We start from the raw sequence: 24,941 nt of genomic DNA on the forward strand, positions 1-24,941 counted from the left end.
ACAGGGGCGATCAGGATGCGCCGCCGACCATCATCTGGTCGATGCGGATCGTCGGCTGACCGACGCCAACATCGAGATGCTGGCCCTGCTTGCTGCAACTGGCGACACCATCGTCCAGCGCCAGGTCGTCACCGACCATCGAGATATGCTTGAGCGCCTGATGCCCGACGCCGATCAGCGTCGCGCCTTCGACCGGGGCGGTGATGCGGCCATTTTCGATCAGCCATGCCTGCGTGGTGGTGAAGTTGAACCGTCCGCTGACGATATCCACCCGCCCGCCGCCAAAAGCGGTGGCATAGATGCCGTCCTTGACCGATCCGATAATGTCGCCGGGCTGGTGCGCCCCGGCCAGCAGGAAGGTATTGGTCATGCGCGGCATCGGCAGATGCGCGTAGGACTGACGCCGGCCATTGCCGGTAGGCAGGTCGTTCATCAGCCCGGCATTCAGCCGATCCTGGATCAGGCCGGTCAGGACACCGTCCTCGATCAGCATCGTGCGTGCGCCCTTTGCCCCTTCGTCATCGACGCCAAGCGATCCGATCCGGCCCGGCAGCGATCCGTCATCCACAACCGTCACGCCTTTCGCCGCGATCCGTTCCCCCATGCGCCCGGCGAAGGCGGACTGGTTCTTGCGATGATGGTCGCCCTCCAGCCCATGGCCGATCGCCTCGTGGAACAGCACGCCGGGATAGCCGGGGCCAAGCACGACGGGCATCGTGCCGGTCGGCGCGGGACGCGCATCGAGGTTGATGCACGCCATTTCCACTGCCCGCCGGATCAGGGCGTCAAGCGTCGCGCCGACAAGGACTTCGGCGCCATGTCGCCCGCCAAACCCCGCTTGACCACGCGCGCGCCGTCCCGCCGCCTGCGCGACGACCGTGACGAACAGTTGCATCGATGGCCGGACGTCGGCGGCGATCCGACCATCGAGGTCGGCGAACAGGATCGCCTGATCCGCCGTGCGTAGGTCCGCCTCGACGCGCACGACGCGCGGATCGACGGCACGCGCCTGCGCATCGATCCGACCCAGCAGGGCGATCCACGGCGCAGCGCTGTCTGCACCATTCAGGTCGATCGGCGGATACAGGTCGTGGACCGGCGGCTGACCAACAAGCGGCACCGCCACCTCGCCGCCAGTCCCGCCATCCAGGGCCCGCACGGCATCCGCCAAGGTCGCCAGCGCGCCAGCGCCCATGTCCGCCGAATGCGCGAAAGCCACTTGCCCGCCACGGGCCGAGCGTGCCCCGACACCTTGGGCAATCTGGAACGACCCGCCAGCGACGCGCCCGTCCTCCAGCCGGAAGGTGCGTGTCCGCTTCGTTTCGAAGAACAGATCGGCAAGATCGGTCCCCGCGCTCGCCAATGCGCCCAGCGTGCGCGACAGGTCGGCAGGTGCCAGCCCCGCCGGTGTCAGGATGCGCGCGGTCGCGATATCGAATATCGTGCCGGCAGGTTCATTTTCAACCTCGGCGATCATGCCGCGCCTCCTATCTGCAATCCGTCGATCAGGATGGATCCGGTGCGCACCGCACCGGCGCGGTGCATATCGTCGCCGACCGCAACGATGCCCATCAACATGTCGCGCATGTTGCCGCCCACGGTTACGTCCGCGACCGCGTGCACCAGCACGCCATCCTCGACCCATGTGCCCACCACGGCATAGGTCCAGTTGCCGCTGACGGGATCGGTCGCACCGCCGGTCAGGCCGCGAACGATCAGCCCGCGCCCCATCTGGCGGCACAGCGTTTCGAACGATTCGCTGCCCGCGCGACTGGCCAGTCGCAGATTCCACGGCCCGTCGGCATTGCCGGTGGAGGTCATGCCCAGCCTGCGGGCCGAGCGCGTGCCCAGAAACAGCCCCTCGACCACCCCGCCGTTCAAGATGGCGCGACGGCTGCCAGCAACGCCTTCACGATCGAAGCCGCCGCTGGCAAGGCCATAAGGCTCGAACGGATCCTCCATCAGGTCCAGATGCGGGGCGGCAACCGTCTTGCCCAGTGCATCGGGCAGGAAAGTCGTTCCGCGCTGTTGCGGGTTGCCCGACAGCGCGCCGACCAGATCGCCGATCAGGGCGGTCGCCACCCGTGCTTCGAACAGGACGGGACAGCGCTGGCTGGGCAGAGTCCGCGCGCCCAGCTTGCCCGTGGCGCGGGCGATGACCCGTTCGGCCAGCACCGCCATCGGCTCCAGACTGTCGAACCGGCGATCTTGGCTATCGGCACTGTCGTTGACGGCGCCGCCCGCATCCCGCGCCAGCGCGACGAGCCAGGCGCTGTGGAAGGAAAATATCTCGCCACGGCAGAATCCGGCGCTGGTGGCCAGCGCCATCCCGCCTTCGCTGGACAGGACACCGGACGCAATCGTCTCGATCATCACGCCGGGCACGGTTGCCCCGCGCAGCAGCGCATCACCCTCCAGCGCCAGCGCGCGCAGGCTGGCGGGATCACGCCCCGATGGTGCGTCGATCGGCGGCAACGGCGTATCGACCGCCATCTGCGCAAGCGAAGGCGGCAGGCTGTCCGCATCCTCGCCGACCAGATCGGCTATCGCAAAGGCTTCCTCCGCCGCGCGGCGGATCGCCGCCGGATCGAGCGCGGCGGTCGTCGCCGTGCCCGCACGCGCGCCGCGATACAGTGTCAGGGTCAACCCCTGGCCAGCATCGCGCAGCGCCGTATCCGTCTCGCCCATGCGCGCCGTCACCTTGATCCCGGCATTGGCGCGGGCGGTGGCGACGGCCTGATCCGCGCCGACGGCCTGGGCGATCTTCACCGCCTGGGCCGCGACATCCTGCATCCGGGCGACATCGGTTGCGAGCAGCCGCATCATGCGATCTCCTCGATCGGACCGGCAGAGGTGCGTCCGTCGGCAATGACCAGCGCATGATCGTGATAGCGGTGCAATCGTTCGTCATGGACGACGCTGATCAGGGTGATGCCGGGGAGCTGCGCCTCCAGCAACTGATGGAAATGCTGCGTATTGGCGGGGTCGAGCGCGCTCGTCGCCTCGTCCAGGATCAGCAGGGAGGGCTTCTGGAGCAGGATACGCATCAGGGCGACGCGCTGCTGCTCACCTGGCGAGAGTTCCTCCGACCACATGCGCAGGGCGTGCATGTCATCGGCAAGGTGCGAGAGGTGCACCATGTCGAGCAACGCCGCGATCGCGCTGTCGTCATGGTCCTCCGGCGCATCGGGAAAGCAGATTGCGGCCTTGAGCGTGCCGAGCGGCAGATAGAGGCGCTGGGGCACGAACATCGCCGTCGAGCGATCGGCCAGCGCCACCTGTCCCTCGCCATCGGGCCAGAGACCGGCAATCGTCCGCAGCAGCGTGCTCTTGCCTGCGCCCGATGGCCCGCGGATCACCCAGCGTTCGCCATCGCGCACCTGCCAGTCGCCCAATATGACCAGCGGTTCGCCATGCGGACGACGGACGGTGAGCCCGGTCACAGCCACGGCCACGCCAGCGGGCGTGCCGATGGTGGCGGTGATGCCGGCCGGTCGTTCGTAATCGATCGCATCGTCCAGCGCCTTGATACGGTTGATGTACGAAATCTGGGTCGCCATGCGCGGATAGAAATGCACGAAGAAACCAAGTTGCGGCACGAGCGCGCTGAAGGCGTCGCGCCCGCCCATCACCTGGCCGAAGCTGATCGCGCCGGCGAAGTAGCGCGGCACCAGGATAAACAGCGGGATGATCGAACCGAGACGATCATAAAGACCATTGGCCATGTTCAATCCGATTTGCGCCCGAATGACCGATCGCCAGCTTTGCCGGATATTCTCGACATTGATCCGCAGCGAACCACGCTCGATCTGCACTGCATTCGCCATGCCGATCTGGGCGGCATTGCGCCGGACATGGACCAGGTTCGATCGAAAATCGGCTTCGCGATGCTGCCACCGCATCATCGAGCGGATATAGGGCTTGCCGAGCAGCACCATGACGACGCTGCTGACCAGAACATAGGCAACGGCATACCAGATGGTGCTGCCGGGGATCGATATCGCCGTGCCGAACAGCGCAAGCGTGATCGGCGGCGCGGTTTCCAGCAGGATAGCGACGGTCGCCCAGACCATCACCAGCGCGCTGAGCGCATCCAGAAGGATCACCATCGAACCCAGTTCGGGATCGGTGATGTAGCGCAGGTCATCGGCGATACGCTGATCGGGATTGTCGATCATCCGCAGCCGTTCGATTTCTGCATAACGATTCCGGCCGAGCCAGCGATCCACATATGTCTGGGTGAGGTAAACGCGCCAGCGGATGCAGAGCAGGCGCTTTACCAGCGGTTCGACAACCACGAACACCATCTGTAGTGCGAGAATGGATATATAGGCGGCCACCAGCCCCCCGAAAGCCGCAACCTCGCGCGCCTCGACACTGTTGAAAAAGCGCTGCTGCCAGCGGTTCATCAGCACGAAAACATAGGCGCCGCTGAATTGAAAGGCGACCAGGACGAGCAGATATCCCCACGCCACCTTCCAGTCCTTCGAGGTCCAGTAGCTGGCAAAGAACCGCAAGGCATGGCGCCAGCGATCCCCTGCCGGCTGGGGTGGGGCAAGCCCCGTCTCGCGACGGGACTCACCGGAAGGAACTGGCTGGGGCAGCATCGTTCGAAAAGCCTTTTATTACCGGAAGCGATAGCCGACGGTGAGGCGCCAGGTGCGCGGTTCACCAAGTGGGACGTAACTTGTCGTGGACGTGATGCCATAATTCACGCGATCGAACAGATTGCGCACACCCAGATTCACGTCGAACTTGTGCAGGTTCATGAAGGCATTGATATCGACCTGCCTGTTGCCGGGGATGCTGTTGCGCCCGAAGCTGTCGACCACCGCGCTCGACCGGCCATAAAGCCCGCCGCCAAGGCCGACGCTCACATCGTCCGCGATGCGATGCCGGTAGGAGGTATAGAGGCTAAACTGGTCGCGCGGGGCCATGGTTACGGTGGTGCCCGTGGTCAGGCTTGGCCGCAGCAGGCTGTAGTCGATGCGCGTCAGGCTGGCGCTGATGAGCCAGCCCTTGAGCGGTTCACCCTGGACACTGACATCGATGCCCTTGCCCACCTGACCAGGTATGGCGATCTGAAAGCGGCGGTTGACGGGATCGTTCACGCGCAGATTGCTCTGGCGCAGATTGAAATAGCTGGCGTTGATCAGCACGCGCTTGTCGAACAGGTCCAGCTTGAAGCCACCCTCGACATTGCGGGTGCGATTGTCAGGAAGCAGGTTCAGGAAACGGTCGGTCTGGAAACTGGGGATGAAGCCATAGGCCAGCGCCCCATAGACCGAGAAGTCATCCGTCACATTGAACACCAAGCCATAGCTGGGCGTGGTCGCGCCGTTGGAATGATAATTTGCGGTCGGTCGCCCCGGTATGACGACGGTCGAATCCGAATTCGTCCGACGCACGCTCGCCATCAAGGCCAGCTTCCAGAATTTCCCGACATATTGCGCGTAGTAGGATTTTTGCTTGCCCGTGACGGAGTTTGAAAACACATATTGTGAGGCCAGGGCGCCCAAAGTTGGCTGTTTCGTCACGAAATTATAGAGGAACATGCCCGATTCGCTGGGTGGATAAATGGCTTGATTGGCAACCACGTCATAATCGCTGGCCATGCCGCCGACGACGACCTTATGCTCGACCGGTCCCGTCTTGAAGGTAGCGCGCGCATAGCCGTCGATGGCATTGTTGACGCTATGCTGATTCACGCCGCTGCGGGAAATCACCAACCGATTGGGTTCCCAGAGAGCGAATGGCGAATATTGGCGGATCAGCAGGGAACTGTCCTGATGCTGCCAATGCCCCGCCACCGTCAGCCAGGGCGCTATTTCCTGCTTGACCTGCACATCATAGATGCTGCTCTTGATCTGGGCGAACTGGTTGCGCCCGCCAACGATCGGCTTGTCGCGCGGGACCGAAAGCGGCACCCCATTTGCATCGAAGATCGTATAGGGAACCATGCCGAATACCTGGTTGCCCAAGGTGATGCTGGCGATGATATCGGTATGCGCATTTTTGAAGCGAATGGACGGCGCGAACAGATAATCCTCATTGCCGCGATAGCCCCCGGCATTGCGATCGGCATCCGCCGCCGCCGCGATGACTCGCCCACTGAGCTTCCCATCCGCCGTGATCGCGCGATTGGCGTCGATCGTGATGCGTCCTGCGCCAAAAGAGCCGGTTTCGGTTGATACATAGAGCCGTTCGTCCGCACTCGGCTTCTTCGTCACGATATTGACCGTGCCGCCCAGGCTTTCCCCGCCCAGCAGGATCGCGTCAGGCCCCTTGAGCACCTCCAGCCGCTCGATATTGGCGATGGGTTGCGTGCTGCCGGCGGCAAAGGTGCTGCTTGATGGCGTGGGCAGGCCGTTGACGGAGCCACCCGACGAAAAGCCGCGTACCGAATAGGTGACGCCGCCCTGGACGGTTGCGGTGTTGACCGCGACGCCGCCCGCATTGCGCAGGGCGTCGGGCAGGCTTTGCGCCTGCTGATCGGCCAGCAGCTTGGACGAAATCACCTGAACGCTGCGCGGCTGGTCACGCAGGCTTTCGCCCGTGCGGGTCGATGTGGTCGAACCGCGGACCATGACATTGGTTTCCGCCTCGTCCCGCCGCGCGACCACGACGATTTCGCTGACCACGGAAATGGCCCCGTCGCTTTCCATGATCGCCAGCCTCATACCGCGCGTCGCCTGCCTGACCGCTGCGATCGCGGTGCGGGCGTTATCGACCGGGGCGGAACGCAGGTCACGAATGGCGTCCGGATCGGCATTGACCTGCGTGCCGGTCTGACGCTGGATCCGGTCCAGCGCATCACTGAGCGGCATCGCGGGCAGCGTCAACCCCTGCGTTTGGGCCGAAACCGCCACCGGAGCGGCCAAAGCCAGAATCGGCATCAGGCCGATCGCTGCGACATGAACATGCAACATTGCTTGACGACGGAACATAAACCCTCCTCCCCGCGCCGCAGACATGCATCCTCATGCCCTTGCGGGCACCGTTCAGGATGGCGTATCTACGCCACGTTTACAGCCGTAGGCAAAAGCTTCGCGGATGGCGAAGCGATCGATCGCCGCAGGCCCCCTGGCCCGCCGACGGTTCACTCTGCGTTGCCAGGGTTGATCGTCTTTCCTGGGCCTTCGCCCCGTGATGCGATCATTGTCCTGACAGGGCGAAATCTGCGCGCAATTCGTCACGTCATCAAATTGTAATTGGTTATGACCTCATAATGAAATGGGTATGGGCTGGCCAATGGCATCCGCACCGCGTTTGAGTTCCGCGATCAGCCAGCGAATAATCGGTTCGCGGTCGCGATAGGGCTGCCACTGCGCCACCAGGGCCGTCGTGGGCGATGGGATCTCCAGGTCGAGCAGGGTCACGGGCAGGTAGCTGGCCTGATATTGGGCGAACCAGTTGCTGGTCGTCACGATCAGATCGGACCCGATCGCCAGCGCCGGGAGCATCGAGTGCAATCCCGTCCGCACCACGACATTGCGCCGTGCAAGCTGATGATTGCTGTCATACTCTCCGAACATCTGCTTTTCCATATCCCCATGGACCGCTGCATGGCGCGCGGCGAGATACTCTGCTTCGCTCACAAGGCGTCCAACCAGCGGATGCTTCTCCCACACCAGCGCCGAAGGACCATGTGCGAACAGTGTCGTCGCGCGCAGTCCATCGTCCACCATCGCACCCGGCACGATCGCGACATCGACGCCCGCGTCAAACAGGCGGCGGGTCGACCCATGGACAAAGGGCACCATTTTCAGTTCGATGCCCGGCGCGACCGCTCGCAATTGCGGCACGATCCGGCTGATGAACATCAGTTCGATCACTTCCGGCGCGGTCAGCGTCACCGTCTGATGCGCGGTCGCCGGATCGAAATGCAGCGTGAGCGTGAACGTGTCGTTGATTTCCCGCAACAGACGCCCGACCCTGCTCTGCAAGGCTTCGCCCAGTGCCGTCAAATGCCGCCGTTCCCCGAACAACACCAGTTCATCGCCAAAATGATCGCGCAACTGGCGCAGCTTGACGCTCATGGCCGGCTGGCTGATGGCGATCGCGTTGGCCGCGGCGGTCAGGGAAGGCGAATGCAGCAACGCATCAAGCGCATAGAGCAGGTTGATGTTCAGCCGGCGCAAGCGCGCCCGCTCGTCGCTCTCTGTCGATGACGTGTCGAACTCGCGCAACCCTCACTCCCTTTTATCGGCGGTGAGTGCGCAGCATAGAGTGCGACAAGGCGCTTGTCCTGATGATTAAGAGGACCCACAGGCGCTTTGCTGACGGTCGTGCTGCTGGACCATGGCACATGCGGCAAATGGCATAGCCCCTATCCTGAACCTACAGCTTGAACCGACAGCTTGAACCCTGCCGCCAGCGCGTTACGCTGGCGGCATGAACGCGCCATCTCCCTTTGCCCGCCGCCGTCGATCCCCCTGGATCATGATCCCGCTGAAGTTGCTCTTCATCTTCATTGCCCTGTCGCTGATGATGGTGGTGATCTACCGCTTCGTGCCGCCGCCGGTGACATGGACCATGCTGCTCGACCCGAACGGCATCACCAAGGACTGGACCAGCCTGAACGAGATCGATCCCGACATGGCGCGGGCGGCGATTGCCGGCGAAGATGGCAAATTTTGCAGCCATCACGGCTTCGACGTGGATGCCATAGCCAAGGCGGCGATCCACAATGCCAGCGGCGGCCGCATTCGGGGCGGCTCCACCATCAGCCAGCAAACGGCCAAGAATGTGTTCCTGTGGCAGGGCGGCGGCTTCGTCCGCAAGGGGCTGGAAGCCTGGTTCACCGTGCTGATCGAGGCAGTTTGGGGCAAGCGCCGGATCATGGAAGTCTATCTGAACGTCGCGGAGACCGGCATCGGCACCTATGGCGTACAGGCGGGCGCGATCCGTTACTTCCACCATGGCGCGGGCAAGCTGACCCGTGCGCAAGCCGCTCGCATCGCCGCCGTCCTGCCACTCCCCAAGAAGCGTGCCGCCGTCGCCCCCAGCGGCTTCACCCGCCGCTATGGCAACAGCATCGCCGCGCGGATTGGCGTGGTGCAGCGCGACGGGCTGGATGGCTGCCTGCAATAAAAAAGGGCGGGGATCGCTCCCCGCCCTCCTGTGTTCTGGCTGATCGTGAAGATCAGAGGCCCACCGTCAACGTGCCCATGATCGTGCGCGGCGCACCCACCGAGAAGTTCGGATTGGCGCCATTCAACCCCTGGATGGTTCCGGCGTTGATCTGCGTGCTGATGTTGCCCAAGTAGAATTTGTTGAACAGGTTGGTGACGTTCAACTGGAAGTAGGTCTTTTCCGCGCCCCATTGTGCCAGGCTGAATCGGGCGTCGAGATCGACCAGCGTGTAGTTCGGCACCTTGACGTCGTTGACATCTGTGGCGAAGCGACTGCCAACATATTTAGCCTGTGCGCCGACCGACACCGGACCGACTTCGACCTGTGCCCGACCGCCAACAGTCCAGTCAGGTGTCTCGGTAACACGCTTGCCGGCAGTCGGTGCGAAGATCGCCTGACCCAGGGCGGAGCAACCGATGGCTGCATTGACCGTCGAACAACTGCCGATCTGCACGTCGTTTTTCAGGCGGCTGTGGTTGTAGGATGCAAAGGTGTAGAGCGTCAGTTCCTTGATCGGCTGATAAGCGATGTTGGCATCGACGCCATAAGCCTCAACCTTGCCGACGTTGCGATCGACCGAGATACCCTGGTCAGCATCAAACGACGTAACGATGCGATTCTTGAAGCTGATATACCAGGTCGTCAACTGCGCCTGGATCTTGCGCGATGTATAACGGGCACCCAAATCGAACGAGTCGGTCGTTTCGGGCGTGATGTCGATGATCGGCGCGCGGTACAGATTGTCGGTGCGTGGGGCCGAAATACCCTTTGCATAGCTCCAGAACAAGCTGGCTTCCGGCGTCAGGCTGTAGGTCAGGCCGACATTGGGCAGAACCTTGTTGAATTTATAGTCAGCCTTGAACGGTGCGTAGAGCGAGTTGCTTGGGAAGGGGGCAACCTGCGTTGGTGGCACGATAACGAGTTGGCTGGTCGGCTGGCTGGTGCAGGTCGCAAAACCGCTGCCCGATGTCTGAATGGGGCAGTAGGTTTCCAGATCGCGCTTGAAGAAGGGCGCACGAACGCCGACTTCAACGCGCAGCTTTTCGTCCATGAACTTACCGACATACTGGCCGGCAACCTGATTGAGGAGCGCGATCGAGAGTCGGTCGCGCTGTTGCATCTGGAAACCGTCGGCATTCAGCACCGGCCGCCCGTTGCGACCGCCAAATACATTTTCAGGCGCACCGTTGCTGCCCAGATAACCCCACTCGCCGGTCTGGCGATGACGGGCGCGGTCATAGGTGTAGGCGACACGCACGCGATGTTCCGGCGCGATGTCCCAGATCAACGATGCCAGCAGGGTGTAGCGATTGGTGTTGGTGTTGTTCGGCGTGTAGAAGCCGATCGTATCGGTCGTATCACCATCACCATTATAATCGACGCCGGTCGCCTTCGAACCCTTGATCAGGGCAGCATCTTCGCGGATCGACGTGTAACCGCCGCCATTGGCCAGTACATATTGATAGGCGCCATCGACGGTGAAGATCAGATTGTCGGTCAGCGTCCAGCGCGAATTAAGGCGCACATTGCCAGTATTCGACGGATTGATACGCACGCCATAATAGTTGGTGCATCCGGTAACCGGCGAATTGCAGACCGCGTCATTTTCGAAGTTGAACAGCGCGTCCTGCTGCGCATTCGTAAGCTTCAGATAGACGGGACTGGCGGCTGAAATGCTGCCAGAGGCGGGCACGGTGCCTGTACCGAACAGGGTGCGCATGTCATTGACGCTGGGGTTGCGATAGAAATTGTTGCGGTTGACGTTCCAGTGGCCTGCCAGCGAAATAAAGTCGCCATTGCTGCCGATCGGCTGGTAGATTCGGGCGTTATATTGCTGCTTCTCGACACCGCCCGGCCCCTTGAACTTGTCATTGCGAGCGGTGCTGGCGGCGAAGAACATCTTCGTCCCCCATGGTCCGATCTCGCCTGTCTGGACCATGCCGAACAGACGAAAATAATCATCTTCGCCCGCAGAACCGGACATCAGGACACCAAAATCATCGCTCGGCATGATGGTGCGATAGTTGACGGTGCCACCTGCGGCCGACGCAGTTGGACTATCGATGTCGGTCGCACCCAGATTGACGTTGACCTGCTCGATCAGTTCGGGGTCGAGCATCTGGTTCGGATAGATCGCATAATTGCCCGAATCGTTCAGCGGAATGCCGTCGAAGGTCAGCGATACACGGTTGCCGTCAAAACCGCGGATGCGGATATTGCCGCCGGCCGATCCATAAGCGTCGGACTGGGTGAAGTTGACACCCGGAACCAGATTGAGTGCATTCAAAATGGTCTGGCCTGCGGGCTGGCGCGCGATGATCTCTTGCGTCAGGACAGCGCGGGCCTTGGTCGAATCCGGGATAACGACGCCGCTGACACCGTTGGATGCCGTGCGCGCACCTGTAACGATAATGCTATTTTCGGTTTCAATGGATCCGGTCGACTGCGCGAATGCTGCAGTAGGGGCGGCGACGGCGATGATCGCGGCGCTGCCCATCAGAAACTGTTTCATGTGACCCTTATCCCTTTTTCAAGAGTGGCGCCTGTCGGCACCTGATGCTGTGATGCTCTTGCAAGCCGGAGCCGCTCTCTGGCGGCGTCTGGCGAAGGCCCTGTGATGCTCTGATTGCAATTATGTTACAACGCACCCGCAGGACTGTCACATTCCTCCCCTGCCTCCGTCACCGCAGTTTGAAGGCGCATCCTGACTGCCCGTAATATATTGAAGTTTAATGACTTATCTGAATTCCAGAACGCCTGTTTAACAGTGGTGCAATTTTGCAACGCGGCGAGAATTTTTGTGCGCCGCACGCATGGCCAATGAAAAAGGGGCCAGCGATCATACGCTGGCCCCTCGTCAAATCGGGCTTTCCGTAAGGGAAGGTCAGGCCGCGTCTTCGGCCCGCTTTTCCTTCTCACTGAACACGCGAATCGGTTCCTTGGTGCCTGCGACGACATCCTTGTCGACCACGACTTCCCCCACACCTTGCATGGACGGCAGATCGAACATGGTGTCCAGCAGGATGGCTTCCAGGATGGAGCGCAACCCACGCGCGCCAGTCTTGCGCTCGATCGCCTTCTTCGCGATCGCGACCAGTGCGTCGTCGGTGAAGCTGAGGTCGACATTCTCCATGTCGAACAGCTTGCCATATTGCTTGACCAGCGCATTCTTCGGCTCGACCAGGATTTTGACCAGCGCGGTCACGTCCAGATCTTCCAGCGTCGCGATCACCGGCAGACGACCGACAAATTCGGGGATCAGGCCGAATTTGAGCAGATCTTCCGGCTCGCTCTGGCGCAGCAGTTCGCCGGTGCGGCGTTCTTCCGGCGCAGCGACATGGGCACCAAAGCCGATCGACTTGGCTTCCAGCCGATCGCCGATGATTCTTTCCAGGCCTGCAAAAGCGCCACCGCAGATGAACAGGATGTTGGTCGTGTCGACCTGTAGAAATTCCTGCTGCGGATGCTTGCGCCCGCCCTGCGGCGGGACCGAGGCGGTGGTGCCTTCCATCAGCTTGAGCAGCGCCTGCTGCACGCCTTCGCCCGACACGTCGCGGGTGATGGAGGGGTTTTCGGCCTTGCGGCTGATCTTGTCGATCTCGTCAATATAGACGATGCCGCGCTGCGCCTTTTCGACATTGTAGTCCGACGCCTGGAGCAGCTTGAGGATGATATTCTCCACATCCTCGCCGACATAGCCCGCTTCGGTCAGCGTGGTGGCGTCGGCCATGGTGAAGGGCACATCGAACGTCTTGGCCAATGTCTGCGCCAGCAGCGTCTTGCCGCAGCCTGTCGGGCCGACCAGCAGGATGTTCGACTTGGCCAGTTCGACCTCGCCCGGCTTGGAGCCGTGGTTCAACCGCTTGTAATGATTGTGGACCGCGACCGAGAGCACGCGCTTGGCGCGCTTCTGACCGATCACATAATCGTCGAGCACATCGCAGATTTCCTGCGGGGTGGGCACGCCGCCATCCTTCTTGCCGACAAGACCGCCCTTGGTCTCCTCGCGGATGATGTCGTTGCACAATTCCACGCATTCGTCGCAGATGAACACGGTCGGTCCCGCGATCAGCTTACGCACCTCATGCTGCGACTTGCCGCAAAAGGAGCAGTAAAGCGTGCTTTTCGAATCCGACCCGGTTAGCTTAGTCATTCGCCATTCTCTCTTCCCCCTCCAGTCAACAGTCACCAGATCCGCGATCGGCGGGGGATTTCTGGTCCAAACGCCATATTAGACCGCCGCGCGCCCGTTTCACAAGGGTAGAAAGTGGCGCGCGGCGGTAAAGATGTCCTTTAGGCGTCGGTTGCTTCCGCCGGAGCCGGACGGCGATCGAACACTTCGTCGACCAGGCCGAACGCCTTGGCCTCATCCGCCTCCAGGAACGTATCGCGGTCCATGGCCTTTTCGACCGCTTCCAGCGTCTGCCCGGTATATTTGACATAGAGGTCGTTCAGGCGTCGGCGAATCCGCAGGATTTCCTTGGCCTGGATCTCGATATCGGACGCCATGCCCTGCGCGCCGCCGGACGGCTGATGCACCATGATGCGGGCGTTGCCCAGCGCGATGCGCTTGCCCGGTTCACCGGCGGCCAGCAGGAAGCTGCCCATCGACGCAGCCTGGCCGATGCACACGGTCCCGACCTGGGGCCGGATATATTTCATCGTATCATGGATCGCCATGCCGGCCGTCACCACCCCGCCGGGCGAGTTGATGTACATCCATATGTCCTTCTTCGGATTTTCCGATTCGAGGAACAGGAGCTGGGCAACGATGAGCGAGGCCATATGGTCCTCGACCTGGCCGGTGACGAAGATGATCCGTTCACGCAGCAGCCGCGAATAGATGTCAAAGCTGCGTTCGCCGCGGTTCGACTGTTCGATGACGATAGGGACCAGCGCGGCCATGGGATCGGACATGATATCGGTCATTGTGCTCTTTTCCGGGTAGTTGCTTTTGCCCACTCCCTACATCGGGACAAAAAGCGAATGGTTCAAGGGGGGAACGATGCCCCGCCCACATCGATGCCTAATCGCGGCACGCGAAATCGGATGGCGCGCGAAAGGCGAGATAGGCCAGCCGCCGTACTTCACGACGCCCGCGCACCACAGTGTCGAGGATGAGCCCGCACATGGCCGACAGGGTGGCAAGGATCATCAGGCCCGTCACTAGGATCGCCGTCGGGAAGCGGGGCACCAGGCCCGTCTGGAGATAGGTAACGATCAGCGGCGCCGCCAGCCCCAGGCCAAGCGCCGCCAGAAAGGCCGCGATGATGCCGAAGAAGAGGATCGGCCGCTCGATGCGATACAGGGTGATGATCGTACGCAGGATGCGAAATCCGTCGCGATAGGTGCTGAGCTTGCTTTCCGATCCTTCCGGCCTGGCGCCATAGGCCGTCATCACCTCCGCCACCGGCATCGCGAGTTCGAGCGCATGGACGCTGATTTCGGTTTCGATCTCGAAACCGGCGGACAGGACCGGAAAACTCTTGACGAAGCGGCGTGAAAAGACGCGATAGCCCGAAAGAATGTCGGTAAAACTGCGGCCGAACAATTGCTTGAGCAGGCTGGTTAGCGCCCAGTTGCCAAAGCGGTGGCCACGCCGATAGGCCGACTCCACCTGATCCCGGCGACACCCGACAACCATGTCGAGATTATCCTCCAGCATCGCCGCGATCATCGCGGGGGCGGCGGCGGCTTCGTAGGTCGCATCGCCATCGGCCATTATATAGATGTCCGCATCGACATCCGCGAACATGCGGCGCACGACATGCCCCTTGCCCTGCTGGCTGACGCGACGGACGATCGCCCCTGCCCCGGCCGCCAGTTCACGGCTGCCGTCGCGGCTGTTATTATCGAACACATAAATGGTTGCGGTCGGCAACGCGCGGCGGAAATCCTCGACCGTCTGCACGATCGCGCCGGCTTCGTTATAGCAGGGCAGGATCACCGCGACGCGCGGGGTTGCCACGGCCGTTTCGCCATTCACTGCGGGAAATTCCTTCATCGTCGCAACCAATCCCTGCCCTTTGCCGCCTGCATCGGACAACATGATTAATATTTCGTCTGCCATGCCGATCCCGAAATGAAAAGCGCCCGCGCTTCCCAGGGAAGCCGGGCGCAGATCATTTTGCTGAAGGCAGGCTTATTCGGCCTTGGCGGCAGCCTTCTTGGGAGCAGCCTTCTTCTTGGGCTTGTCCTCGCCGGCGGCATCATCGGCCACGGCCTCATCCTTCTTTACCGCCTTCTTGGCGGCAGGCTTCTTGACGGGGGCCTCTTCGGCTTCGTCGGCCTTCACCTCTTCAGCAGACGGTTCGGCATCAGCATCCGCCTTCTTCTTGGGTACAGCCTTCTTGGCCTTCGGCTTCTCGTCATGGTCATGGTCATGGCCGCAGCCCGGACCGTGGACATGGGGCTTCAGGTCGCCATCTTCGGCCTCGATCGCGGCTTCCAGCTCTTCCTTGGTCACGACGCGGTCGGTGACTTCAGCCTTTTCGAACAGGAAGTCGACGACCTTGTCCTCATAGAGCGGGGCACGCAACTGGGCGGCGGCCATGGGATCCTGGCGGACATATTGCACGAAGCGCTCGCGATCCTGCGGGCTATACTGTTGCGCCGCCTGCATGATCAGGCGGTTCATTTCCTGATCGTTGACAACAACGCCATTGGCCTGGCCGATTTCGGAGAGGAGCAGGCCCAGACGGACGCGACGCACCGCGATGGCGCGATAATCATCCTTCTCCGCTTCCATTTCAGCGATCGCGGCGGCCGGATCTTCCTCATGGCTGGCTTCGTGCTGAAGCTGCTGCCAGATCTGGTTGAATTCGGCCTCCACCATGCTGGGCGGCACGTCGAAATCATGGGCGGCGGCGAGCTGGTCGAGCAGCTTGCGCTTCATATGCGTGCGGGTCAGCCCGTTATGTTCCTGCTCGATCTGGCCCTTGAGCAGATCCTTGAGCTGGCCGATGCCTTCCAGGCCCAGCGACTTGGCGAATTCATCATCCAGCTTGGGCTTGTCGCCATCCAGGATCGACTGGACGGTAACATCGAAAGTCGCCGCCTTGCCCGCCAGGTGCGCCGCGCCATAATCTTCGGGGAAAGTGACCTCGATGGTCTTTTCATCGCCCTTCTTGACGCCGGCAAGCTGCTCTTCGAAGCCGGGGATGAACTGCCCCGCGCCGATCTTGAGCTTCACGCCCTCGGCCGAACCGCCTTCAAATACTTCACCGTCGACCTTGCCAACGAAGTCGATGGTCAGCGTGTCGCCGTCCTTCGCCTTGTGGCCGGCGGGAAATTCTTCCAGCGCGCCCTGCTGGACGGCGATACGGCCGGCGGCCTCATCAACCTGCGCATCGGCCACTTCCGCCGTCAGCCGTTCCAGCTTCAAACCATCGATGCTGGGCGCGGCGATTTCAGGCAGCACTTCCAGTGCGACCTTGATCTCGGCATCCTGGCCGAACTCGAACCCCTCGTCCAGTTCGACCGACGGCTGCATCGCAGGACGCAGCTTCTGGTCAGCGATCAGCTTCTGGATGCTTTCCTGGATCGAATTGTTGAGCGCATCGCGTTGCAGCGATTCGCCGTGCATCTTCTTTACCAGGTTGGCGGGCACCTTGCCGGGGCGGAAGCCGGGCATGCGGACTTGCGGTGCGATCGCGGCCACTTCCTTTTCCACCCGCGCGTCGATATCCTTCGACGTGATGGTCACGGTATAGGCGCGCTTCAGGCCCTCGTTCAACGTCTCGACAGTCTGCATCTCTTCTCTCAAACGCTTTCTTCAGCTGAATTTCGGTGGCTTGGCCGCAGGCGGCGCAACTGGTGCGGGCGAAGGGACTCGAACCCCCACATCTTGCGATACCAGAACCTAAATCCACAAATTGCAGGACAAGGGAAAGTTTTTATGCTATGTTTTCAACAACTTCTGTTCAACATTTGCTTTCATACCCTTGGACACATTGCGGACACAACACGGCCACCAATCTTTAAGTCGATCGCCCATAATGCAGGAGGCCGCGAATGACCAGCCATGATTTGTTCGATGGGCGTTTGCAGGTCTATAAGCGCGGTGAAGGACGCTATTGGCAGTGTGCGGCGCGGGTCGGCGGGCAGCGCTATCGCGAAAGCACCAAGCAAGAGAGCTTGGCACTTGCGAAGGAGATCGCAGAGGACTGGTATTTGAGCCTTCACGGCAAAATGCGCCGTGGAGAATTGTCAGACCCGCCCCCCTCCTCTCGCTCCGTCAACTATCATTCGACCAAGCCGAAAAAGCATGAGCCGACCTTCAAGCAGGCATATGAGGAATATCTGGCCGAGGTGAAGGTGCTGGCCCTGAGCGTGCGCAGCCCGAAATATGCCCAATACATGGAGCTGCGGATGAATCGGCACCTCCTGCCCTATTTCGGCAAGGATAAGGTTTCCGCTATCACCAGCGGCAAAATGCAATCTTATCTCGTGCAGCGCTTAGCGGAAACGACGGAGAAGAAAGGAAAGCCCCCTGCCCGCAGCACTTTATTGCAGGAGGTGGTTCACGTCCGGCAGGTACTCAAATACTGCGAGCGCCAAGGGCAAATCGCGTTCGTTCCAAACCTTTCCTCCCCCTTCTTGAAGAAGACGAAGAAGAGTCGGCGCGCGTGGTTTTCCCCAGAGGAATACCAACGGCTCTATGAAGCCACGCGCGCCCGAATCACCAATGGTAAGCGTCCTGGCTGGGAAGAGCGATACGCTGACACCCACGATTTCGTGCTGTTTCAGGGTAACAGCGGCCTGCGGCCCGACGAAACCATCGGCAACCTGCAAATCCGGGACATTGAAGTGATCGACGAGATCATTGATGGCGAACGGACCGGAAAGCAAATCCTCGATATCGACGTGCGCGGCAAAACCGGCGTGGGCTATTGCAAGACCATGCCGGGTGCTGTTCTGCCTTATAAAAGAGCGAAAGCACGGCGTGAGGCAGAGCTTCGTGCCCAAGGGCACGACAATCAGGCCATTGCTCGCCTGCTCCCCAGCACTCCCCTCTTCCCAAAGTTCAATCGAGAGGTTTTCAACGCCGTCCTTGATGAGGAAGGCTTGAAATATGACAGGGACGGCAAGCCCCGCACGGCATACAGCCTCCGCCATACCTATATTTCCATGCGACTGATGGATGGGGCCAATATCGTGCAGGTAGCAAATAATTGCCGCACGAGCGTGCAGATGATCCATGAGCATTACGCCGCTCATATCCGCGAACTGGTGGACCCATCAGGCCTGAACACCCGCCGCTCCAAGACCGCGCGCGCCGCCTCGAAACAGTTGCGCGAACGCCGCGATATGAGGAAGCAAACGGATCAACAGTCACCCGGCTTCTAACGATTTGCTTGGCTTATAGACTTTGGCGAACTATAGGCTCGCATCCTGCGTGCGGCTATGGCGAAATTGGTAGACGCAACTGGTTTAGGTCCAGTCGGGCAACCGTGGGGGTTCGAGTCCCTCTAGCCGCACCACTGCCCTTTCTCTGGGCGAAGGCCCAGTGCTTGCGGGCAGGTGATAGACCGGAACCGGTCGCCCTGCCCGCTTTCGCGAAGAGCCGCCCGAACGGGCGGCACGGTGGCGTTCAGCACACCGAACGGGGTGCAGCCATCGCAACAAAAATATACAATCACTTTTGGAAAATGGAGCCTCTCTCTGGAAGTTACGAGCACCGGCGTCCTTTCCGCATGTCTGACGGGCTGGATTTCCGCGAGTCGCCGCCATCTATCCGGCGTTTGCTTCGCGAATCGCGCCATTACAGGCGTATGAAAGGAATACGGCTCTACTCAACGGATTTCAGGCTGAACCGTAGCCGAAGCTACGGCCATCGCCGTAACGCGACAATGAGTTGCGCTACCGCTGCAATCAGTTGAGCGATGCTGTTAATGGTCAGCAGAATGATGGTGGTCGTCATGGGTTCCTCCCCGGATGCGCCCCGCGCGGGATTGCGTGTGGACGGGGGCTGAACCGCCGACCGGACCAGCGCCACGGACACAGGCCGCCAGCCGCGCCAGCGGGCCGCTGCTGCACGAAGGAAGCGAGGAGCCTTTTCCGGGGTGCGCGGTCGGCGATACCGCCCGCATCCCACGCCTTTCCCGAAGGGCCAACGCGGGTAGGCACCCCTGACGATCCTGCCGAGCCTTCACTGAACCACGTCATGCCTTGCGGTTGACGGAGGTGGCAGCTTGTCAGGTCACATGCCCCATGGCCGCACCACCTTCCTATCGGAGGGCTTCTTGTGGAGGAGCGATGCGGCAGTCCCGCCGCCGGTCAAGGCGCTCCCTTCCGCGCTGCGCTTGTGCAGGTTCGCCCCTGTCGGGCGCTGGCGCGACCTTGACCGGACGGCTCGATGGCCTGCCGCGAACGGCTCCCACGAAGCCACCGGATAGGCCGGAGGCACAACCAAGGAGCCAACCATGACCAATCAATCCACGACCCCCGCCAAACCGACTCACCGTCTTTTCCTCGTTACCGGCAAAGGCAAGAACGCCAACTGGACGCCGATCGGGGCCGCATGGCCCAACCGCGACGGCGAGGGCTTTTCGCTCCAGTATGACGCGCTGCCGCTCACGGGCCGCATCATCATGCGCGCAATCACCGAGCGCGCCAGCGCCGAATAGCGGCGATAGCGGCCCAGGGCATTCGCTTTGGGCCGTTAGGGATATATTAACCAAATTTTAGCAGTTGGCCGGTTATGATAGGGCGAGTTTCACGCACGCAGAGGCGAACCATAGACGGCGATATGACAGTTTCAGGGCCGGGTCATCCGGCCACGGATGACCCGCTGGCTAGCCAGCGCCTTGAAATGGTCGGCCAGTTGGTGGTGGCGCAATTCGATCTGGAAACGGCTATTGCCGCACTGACGCGCAGCGGCGGCGATGCCGCCACCGCGCAAACCCAACTCCAAAACATTACCCAACTGCGCCAGCAGATCGGCACCGCCAGCTCGACCGCACTCGCCGCCCTCCGCAGCGAGATTGTCGCTGCCGTCGCACAAAGCCAGAGTGCCGTGCAGGAAGCCCGCACCGCTGCCCATGGCGCGGACGGCGAAGGCGCGGCACTGGCCAGTCTTGCCAGCCGGGCGCAATCGCAGGCAACCGCCTTCATGCGCGACCTGCGCCAGTATGACGGCCTGCTGCAATTCGAGAACGACGCCGAGCACGACGCCTACCGCCAGCGTGAGGAAGATCGCCGCAAGCAGCATGACGCCGGAATCGCCGAGGGTGGGCCAGAAGGCGCGCTCAAAGCCAGCGGCGCGGCTTATGGGCAGGCTGTGGACCTGGCCGTGCATGGCGGCAGCGCCGATCCCGCGCTGTTGCGCCGCGTTGACGAACTCGCCGCCAGCACCGCCGCCCTGCGCGCCGGAATGATCCGCGACGGCAAGGACGTGTCGAAATTCGATGAGAATATGCGCGACGATCTGCGCGCCATCATGCGCTCCAAGGGCAAATCAGACGCCGAAATCGATGCCCTGCTGGCCGCGCATCCCGACAATCCTATGGAGGCGATGAAAGCGTTCGTCGCGCAAGAGGGGGTAGCCGTTTCAGGCAGGGAGATCGACCGATTGGTTCAAGGCGTCAAGGAACTGCGCTGGGAGGCTGAAGAGTCATTCGAGCCAGTTCATCCGACTGCGAGCGTTTCCCCTTCCGCGCCGATTAGCGGCGCAAATTCATTGCAGAATGCGTTCGCCGACGTGAAGGCGCTGGGAATCACACTTGTAGAATATGACAAAGCAGCAACGCCGAACCATGGTGTCGCTGCATCGGTGCCGACGCGCTCATCATTGCGGACGATTTAGGAGACTGGGACCAGTTCGCCCTGTGCGGCACGCGCGCCTAGGATATAGCCCACCGAGTTGCAGAGCCGACCATTTGGCTCTTGCTGGCCAAGGCACTTGTCCGCGACCGGCAACAGTGCCGACATAGATGGTACATCCGTGCGGAGCACCTCTCTGCGAGAAAATCCTCGGACGAACCCTGTGTCGAACTGAAGCGACGACGGCATTTCACCCTTCCTCACGCTGACATACCCCAGCGATCCATCCCGTCCGATCCGCGTCAAGACCGTGACGCAGTACGCCGCTGCCGATAGCGTTTCCATGCCTGCCGCTCGTATGTCCGCCTGAGCCGATGCCGCTTTCCCAGTCGCACATAGCGACCGCCGCCGCGCGACTTTGTCACCGGATAGCTCGCGCAGCACCATATCGCGTTCGCTTTGGAGATCGCCAGCCATAATTGGAGCCGACGCGCCTAAGGCGGCGGCGACGGCGATGGCTGTCTTGGTAAAAGTGCGCATAGTCCGAACCTCCTGAGGTTCGGATTTTGCCCGCATGCAACATTATGGGCAATTTTGTTGCATGGTCAATGGTTTACAATCAGTCACTTAGCACACCTTGAAAGCCGCTTTGGAACGAACTCCGTTGGTAAAATACACGACTCGCTATAACCTGTTCGAGGGTTTAAACTCACGTGCCAGCACGACCTCTTTAGTTCAACGCCCGATAGTGACGTGAGGAGCATCCGTGAGTCTATTACCTACGCTTGGAGTAGCTAAACTGAAATGGCTACGGCAGACATTCAAGATCGTCGTAGAAGTATCCTCCATACTGACGATCTTAAGTTTTATATTTTCATCCACGCTGTTATTTTTAACATTGCAACTAAACAACATACGATTTTCCGATGTTGTCACTGTTGACGACATTGTTATCGCTGGAGTTAATTTCGCTGCACGGTCAACATGGATCTTCTCATTGACGCTGCCTCTGACATTTCTGATAGCCAGATACTTTAGCGGAGCCATTCATATGACGTTGCGCCGGATGAAACCGTGGAGCTGGCGCACCACACTGACAAATGTTGGACACTATCTCGTATTCAGCTTCCTAGTGTGCATTGTTTTCAGCTTGGTAATACTAGGGATTGTCGGCTCTTTTTCGGGTGTTTCGATAGTGGCCGCCGCAGCCCCCAGCGGTGACGGAGTTGCACTAATTGTAGGCGCCATGATTATTGGATGGCTGTATGCTGCATTGGTAATGGCCGCGTATCTTGGCGGAGGACCCTTTTCCGCTCCAGTCAGCGCCGAACTCACCATCGGGAACGAAGAACAGCTGCTACCTAGAGTTCCGTCTCGTTGGTTTGACCCCGTGCACTTGCTGAAGGTGACATTAATATATTGCTTCGTCTTATCCATCATATCCGGATTTTCTGAGCGCGCTTGGTTTTTCAGGCAGCCGAGAGATCTTGACTTGATCACATTGCAGCAACCTGACGTGGGAGCCCTCTGTGGCAAGCATGTGCGGCGTATTATATGGATTGGAACTAGCTCGGTGGTTTTGCAATGCGGTCGTCGGCGAGTGCTTGTGAAGGGATTGGAAAACGTAATCGTCATCTGAAGCGGGCGCGTACCGCATCCGATCGGAATCGAGAATTTATTTCTGCAACCCTATTGCCCATAATGTTGCAGGAGTGGGCAGTGCGGGAGAACGAAGCAGGTTGGCATATCTACGATGCCGATGGACGGCGAAAATACCTGAACAAGGATGAGCGAACGCGTTTCACCACTGGTGCCTATGCCTTGGCACCTGCAGATCGAGCTTTCTGCCTTGTGCTTGCCTATACAGGTTGCCGTATATCGGAAGCGCTTGCGCTCGCTCGATTTCAGATCGACGTGGATCGGAGCGCCATCACTTTCAGGACGTTGAAGCGGCGCAAGGTTGTGTTCCGCACGGTGCCTGTTCCTGGGCACCTCTGTGAGTTGCTGCTTTCGCTACCCCCGCAAAACCAAGACAGATTTTGGGCCATGCATAGAGTAACAGCGTGGCGATGTGTCCGCGCCATGTTGGATGGCCTGTCTATTGTCGGCCCCATGGCCTGCCCACGCGGTCTGCGGCATGGGTTTGGCATTCATGCAGCGACATGCAATGTTCCACCCAATCTAATTCAGCGTTGGATGGGCCATGCCTCTCCCGCCACTACCGGAATCTATATCGATGCCGTCGGACCTGAAGAAAGCGAGTTCGCCAGCCGCATGTGGCAGGAGCCGTAGGCCGATCAGCTTGCCGCGTCGACACGCCGGATGGCAGTTACGATAGGCTGCGTCATTGACCCCGGCCAGAGCGCAATGCTGTGTTCGATGATTCCCAGCACCGTCCCTTGCTGAATATGCCGTGTCAATTCATGAAGGCCGCGCCCCTTAATGACGAACTGCCGCCCGGAACTGAAATCTAAACTTAGCATCCGATCACCAACAGACTCAACAGTACACAGTGCGTGGTAAGGCAGGCCCCAACTGTGCCAGAAGCCGGAACGTGGTTCGTAGCGCCGCAGTTCCAGCATCAGCGCGGGGCGCGAGCGCACCCGCTGCACGATCCACGGCTTGTATTCCGTCAGATCGAGCGCACCGCCATCCTCGTCGGGCAATTCGTCCCGCGCCGTAGGTGGCTGGGCTGCTTGGCTAGGCGGCTGGCCGTCGCGTTGGGGATCGCGGAACATATCGCGCCAGTTCTTGCCGACCTGGCGGGGATCGGGTTCCCAACTGTTTGGAATGGAATCAGGCATCGTCAACGCTCCATGTCAAAGGTGGTGCTTCGTGGCGGTTCGCGTTCCGGCCCGTCGCGGGGCGGGGCCAGCCGATCCAGTTGCCGGTCGAACCAATCGTAGAAGCGCTGGAAATTGCGCGCGGCATCGCCCGCCCGCGTCGGCGCTTCTTCCATCCGCGCAAACGCGGCTTTCGCGCGGCTCTCGACCGCTTGATAATGTTTGGCCATCTGGAATTGGCCGAACCGCTCTTTGAGCGCCCCGCGCAAATCCTTGAGGTAATAGGCCAGCCGTAGGGCTGGCTCCGGCATCCGGGCCAACCCGCGCTCCAATAGGCTGCGCCGGTCGATCCGTTCGGCGGACCCCACCCGCGCCAGCGCGGCGTTGGCCGTGTTTTCCCAATCCTCCCGGCACCGCTCGTAATATTCCGCCGAGTTCCAGGATTGTGAGTTGCTCTCGATCATGATTGGTCTACCGTCGTCGTGGGTGCGGCCCTGCGGGCACGCGATCCAATCGTGCCGAACCTTTTGCCCCCAGCCGCCCGGCTCGACCGCAGGGCGCATGGTGAGCATCACATGGGCATGGGGCTGTTCCAGCCCGTCGCTGGCAACCTTGTTGTGCCAGGCCACATCAGCGATCATGCCCTTAGACACGAAGTTGCGTAGGACGTAATCCCGCACCAGCTCGATGCGCTGGTCGGGCGGAATTTCCCTTGGCAGGGTTAGGCGCAATTCCCGCGCGGTCTGACTGTCCTTGCGCTTCTCGCCCGCCTCAACTGCATTCCATAGGGCGGACCTATCGATACCAACCGTCCATTTGGGGGCATCTTTGGGCAGCAGGATTTCGCTATGCTCTACCCCCGTCCGGTTGCTGTAGTCGTGGGTGATGCCCTGGCGTTCATCGACCAGCTTCTCGCCTGCCCGGTAGGCAGCGGCCGCGACCGAACTGCGCCCGGCGCTGCGCTTGATGACCTGCATCCGCATAGAGAAGATCGCCATCATCTTCCCCCTAGTTTGTCATCGCCATCCATCTCTCCCCCAACGGCATATCGTTTCGTTTCCGTAACAGAAAAAAGGCCTAAGCGTGCACAGATACGTTGCCCGCTAAAGTTGCGGACAACGTGCACCCCTGCGGGAGGCCTTTTGCAGGATATTATGGGGGATACGGTGGTTAACGATTTCCTAATGCGCCACTGAAACAGACTGTTTCCCGCGAGCATGGGGGCGATGGCGACGGTCGCCTTGCGGGTGGCTGGGCAGC

Annotated in this window: 19 protein-coding genes and 1 tRNA gene; 7 read left to right on the forward strand and 13 right to left on the reverse strand. The window is 60.8% G+C overall.

The window, feature by feature from the left end:
- Positions 1–10: 10 nt before the first annotated feature.
- From Q4610_RS18650 to Q4610_RS18670, 5 genes are all read right to left on the reverse strand, one after another.
- Positions 11–1,477, reverse strand: a complete 1,467-nt coding sequence (locus Q4610_RS18650; RefSeq protein ID WP_304537377.1) for a metallopeptidase TldD-related protein — start codon at positions 1,475–1,477, stop codon at positions 11–13.
- Positions 1,474–2,826, reverse strand: coding sequence for a TldD/PmbA family protein (locus tag Q4610_RS18655; RefSeq protein ID WP_304537378.1), 1,353 nt, complete (start codon positions 2,824–2,826; stop codon positions 1,474–1,476). Before Q4610_RS18655 ends, Q4610_RS18650 begins: the two co-directional genes overlap by 4 nt.
- Positions 2,823–4,607, reverse strand: a complete 1,785-nt coding sequence (locus Q4610_RS18660; protein ID WP_304537379.1) for an ABC transporter ATP-binding protein/permease — start codon at positions 4,605–4,607, stop codon at positions 2,823–2,825. Before Q4610_RS18660 ends, Q4610_RS18655 begins: the two co-directional genes overlap by 4 nt.
- An 18-nt stretch (positions 4,608–4,625) precedes the next feature.
- Positions 4,626–6,947, reverse strand: a complete 2,322-nt coding sequence (locus Q4610_RS18665; RefSeq protein WP_304537380.1) for a TonB-dependent siderophore receptor — start codon at positions 6,945–6,947, stop codon at positions 4,626–4,628.
- A gap of 276 nt (positions 6,948–7,223) precedes the next feature.
- Positions 7,224–8,189, reverse strand: coding sequence for a LysR family transcriptional regulator (locus Q4610_RS18670; RefSeq protein ID WP_304537381.1), 966 nt, complete (start codon positions 8,187–8,189; stop codon positions 7,224–7,226).
- A 205-nt stretch (positions 8,190–8,394) separates the two neighbouring features.
- On the opposite strand from Q4610_RS18670, the gene mtgA reads away from it, so the two are divergent.
- The gene (gene mtgA, locus Q4610_RS18675) at positions 8,395–9,093 is read left to right on the forward strand and encodes a monofunctional biosynthetic peptidoglycan transglycosylase (RefSeq protein ID WP_304537382.1); all 699 of its coding nucleotides are present in this window, start codon (positions 8,395–8,397) and stop codon (positions 9,091–9,093) included.
- A 52-nt stretch (positions 9,094–9,145) separates the two neighbouring features.
- Here mtgA and Q4610_RS18680 read toward each other — a convergent pair whose 3' ends face one another.
- The 5 genes from Q4610_RS18680 to tig form a co-directional block, all read right to left on the reverse strand.
- On the reverse strand, positions 9,146–11,647 hold the full coding sequence (locus Q4610_RS18680) for a TonB-dependent receptor (protein WP_304537383.1): 2,502 nt from the start codon (positions 11,645–11,647) through the stop codon (positions 9,146–9,148).
- 372 nt (positions 11,648–12,019) lie between these two features.
- Complete coding sequence (clpX, locus tag Q4610_RS18685) at positions 12,020–13,288, reverse strand: ATP-dependent Clp protease ATP-binding subunit ClpX (RefSeq protein ID WP_304537384.1); 1,269 nt, start codon at positions 13,286–13,288, stop codon at positions 12,020–12,022.
- Positions 13,289–13,428: 140 nt separating this feature from the next.
- On the reverse strand, positions 13,429–14,064 hold the full coding sequence (clpP, locus tag Q4610_RS18690) for an ATP-dependent Clp endopeptidase proteolytic subunit ClpP (RefSeq protein WP_304537385.1): 636 nt from the start codon (positions 14,062–14,064) through the stop codon (positions 13,429–13,431).
- Between the two features lie 97 nt (positions 14,065–14,161).
- Positions 14,162–15,139, reverse strand: a complete 978-nt coding sequence (locus Q4610_RS18695; protein ID WP_304537418.1) for a glycosyltransferase family 2 protein — start codon at positions 15,137–15,139, stop codon at positions 14,162–14,164.
- A gap of 138 nt (positions 15,140–15,277) precedes the next feature.
- Positions 15,278–16,888 carry a trigger factor gene (gene tig / locus Q4610_RS18700; RefSeq protein ID WP_304537386.1) on the reverse strand — a complete coding sequence of 537 codons (1,611 nt, stop codon included), beginning with the start codon at positions 16,886–16,888 and terminating at the stop codon, positions 15,278–15,280.
- 260 nt (positions 16,889–17,148) lie between these two features.
- Here tig and Q4610_RS18705 point away from each other — a divergent pair, with 260 nt between their 5' ends.
- The 3 genes from Q4610_RS18705 to Q4610_RS18715 all read left to right on the forward strand — a co-directional run bounded on the left by Q4610_RS18705 (position 17,149) and on the right by Q4610_RS18715 (position 19,763).
- Entirely contained in the window at positions 17,149–18,483 is a 1,335-nt protein-coding gene (locus tag Q4610_RS18705; RefSeq protein ID WP_304537387.1) for a tyrosine-type recombinase/integrase, read from the forward strand.
- A gap of 51 nt (positions 18,484–18,534) precedes the next feature.
- A tRNA-Leu gene (locus Q4610_RS18710) sits at positions 18,535–18,617 on the forward strand.
- Positions 18,618–19,559: 942 nt separating this feature from the next.
- Positions 19,560–19,763 carry a hypothetical protein gene (locus tag Q4610_RS18715; RefSeq protein WP_304537388.1) on the forward strand — a complete coding sequence of 68 codons (204 nt, stop codon included), beginning with the start codon at positions 19,560–19,562 and terminating at the stop codon, positions 19,761–19,763.
- A gap of 131 nt (positions 19,764–19,894) precedes the next feature.
- Here Q4610_RS18715 and Q4610_RS18720 read toward each other — a convergent pair whose 3' ends face one another.
- A complete protein-coding gene (locus Q4610_RS18720) occupies positions 19,895–20,230 on the reverse strand; it encodes a hypothetical protein (protein ID WP_304537389.1) in 336 nt (111 codons plus the stop codon).
- A gap of 18 nt (positions 20,231–20,248) precedes the next feature.
- Here Q4610_RS18720 and Q4610_RS18725 point away from each other — a divergent pair, with 18 nt between their 5' ends.
- The 3 genes from Q4610_RS18725 (at position 20,249) to Q4610_RS18735 (ending at position 23,190) form a co-directional block, all read left to right on the forward strand.
- The gene (locus Q4610_RS18725; protein ID WP_304537390.1) at positions 20,249–20,941 is read left to right on the forward strand and encodes a hypothetical protein; all 693 of its coding nucleotides are present in this window, start codon (positions 20,249–20,251) and stop codon (positions 20,939–20,941) included.
- Positions 20,942–21,664: 723 nt separating this feature from the next.
- Entirely contained in the window at positions 21,665–22,537 is an 873-nt protein-coding gene (locus Q4610_RS18730; RefSeq protein WP_304537391.1) for a hypothetical protein, read from the forward strand.
- Between the two features lie 80 nt (positions 22,538–22,617).
- Positions 22,618–23,190, forward strand: a complete 573-nt coding sequence (locus Q4610_RS18735; RefSeq protein ID WP_304537392.1) for a tyrosine-type recombinase/integrase — start codon at positions 22,618–22,620, stop codon at positions 23,188–23,190.
- 5 nt (positions 23,191–23,195) lie between these two features.
- Here the strand turns inward: Q4610_RS18735 and Q4610_RS18740 are convergent, their stop codons facing one another.
- Positions 23,196–23,702 carry a hypothetical protein gene (locus Q4610_RS18740; protein ID WP_304537393.1) on the reverse strand — a complete coding sequence of 169 codons (507 nt, stop codon included), beginning with the start codon at positions 23,700–23,702 and terminating at the stop codon, positions 23,196–23,198.
- A gap of 2 nt (positions 23,703–23,704) precedes the next feature.
- A complete protein-coding gene (gene mobQ / locus Q4610_RS18745) occupies positions 23,705–24,679 on the reverse strand; it encodes a MobQ family relaxase (protein ID WP_304537394.1) in 975 nt (324 codons plus the stop codon).
- Between the last annotated feature and the right edge of the window lie 262 nt (positions 24,680–24,941).

This window comes from Sphingobium cyanobacteriorum, from assembly GCF_030580935.1.
Classification (GTDB): domain Bacteria; phylum Pseudomonadota; class Alphaproteobacteria; order Sphingomonadales; family Sphingomonadaceae; genus Sphingobium; species Sphingobium cyanobacteriorum.

Excerpts from the sequence above, each read along its gene's own strand:
- Q4610_RS18650 (WP_304537377.1), bottom strand. The coding sequence starts at position 1,477 with ATGATCGCCGAGGTTGAAAATGAACCTGCCGGCACGATATTCGATATC.
- Q4610_RS18655 (WP_304537378.1), bottom strand. The coding sequence starts at position 2,826 with ATGATGCGGCTGCTCGCAACCGATGTCGCCCGGATGCAGGATGTCGCG.
- Q4610_RS18660 (WP_304537379.1), bottom strand. The coding sequence starts at position 4,607 with ATGCTGCCCCAGCCAGTTCCTTCCGGTGAGTCCCGTCGCGAGACGGGG.
- Q4610_RS18665 (WP_304537380.1), bottom strand. The coding sequence starts at position 6,947 with ATGTTCCGTCGTCAAGCAATGTTGCATGTTCATGTCGCAGCGATCGGC.
- mtgA (WP_304537382.1), top strand. The coding sequence starts at position 8,395 with ATGAACGCGCCATCTCCCTTTGCCCGCCGCCGTCGATCCCCCTGGATC.
- Q4610_RS18680 (WP_304537383.1), bottom strand. The coding sequence starts at position 11,647 with ATGAAACAGTTTCTGATGGGCAGCGCCGCGATCATCGCCGTCGCCGCC.
- clpX (WP_304537384.1), bottom strand. The coding sequence starts at position 13,288 with ATGACTAAGCTAACCGGGTCGGATTCGAAAAGCACGCTTTACTGCTCC.
- clpP (WP_304537385.1), bottom strand. The coding sequence starts at position 14,064 with ATGACCGATATCATGTCCGATCCCATGGCCGCGCTGGTCCCTATCGTC.
- Q4610_RS18695 (WP_304537418.1), bottom strand. The coding sequence starts at position 15,139 with ATGAAGGAATTTCCCGCAGTGAATGGCGAAACGGCCGTGGCAACCCCG.
- tig (WP_304537386.1), bottom strand. The coding sequence starts at position 16,888 with ATGCAGACTGTCGAGACGTTGAACGAGGGCCTGAAGCGCGCCTATACC.
- Q4610_RS18705 (WP_304537387.1), top strand. The coding sequence starts at position 17,149 with ATGACCAGCCATGATTTGTTCGATGGGCGTTTGCAGGTCTATAAGCGC.
- Q4610_RS18715 (WP_304537388.1), top strand. The coding sequence starts at position 19,560 with ATGACCAATCAATCCACGACCCCCGCCAAACCGACTCACCGTCTTTTC.
- Q4610_RS18725 (WP_304537390.1), top strand. The coding sequence starts at position 20,249 with ATGCGCGACCTGCGCCAGTATGACGGCCTGCTGCAATTCGAGAACGAC.
- Q4610_RS18740 (WP_304537393.1), bottom strand. The coding sequence starts at position 23,702 with ATGCCTGATTCCATTCCAAACAGTTGGGAACCCGATCCCCGCCAGGTC.
- mobQ (WP_304537394.1), bottom strand. The coding sequence starts at position 24,679 with ATGGCGATCTTCTCTATGCGGATGCAGGTCATCAAGCGCAGCGCCGGG.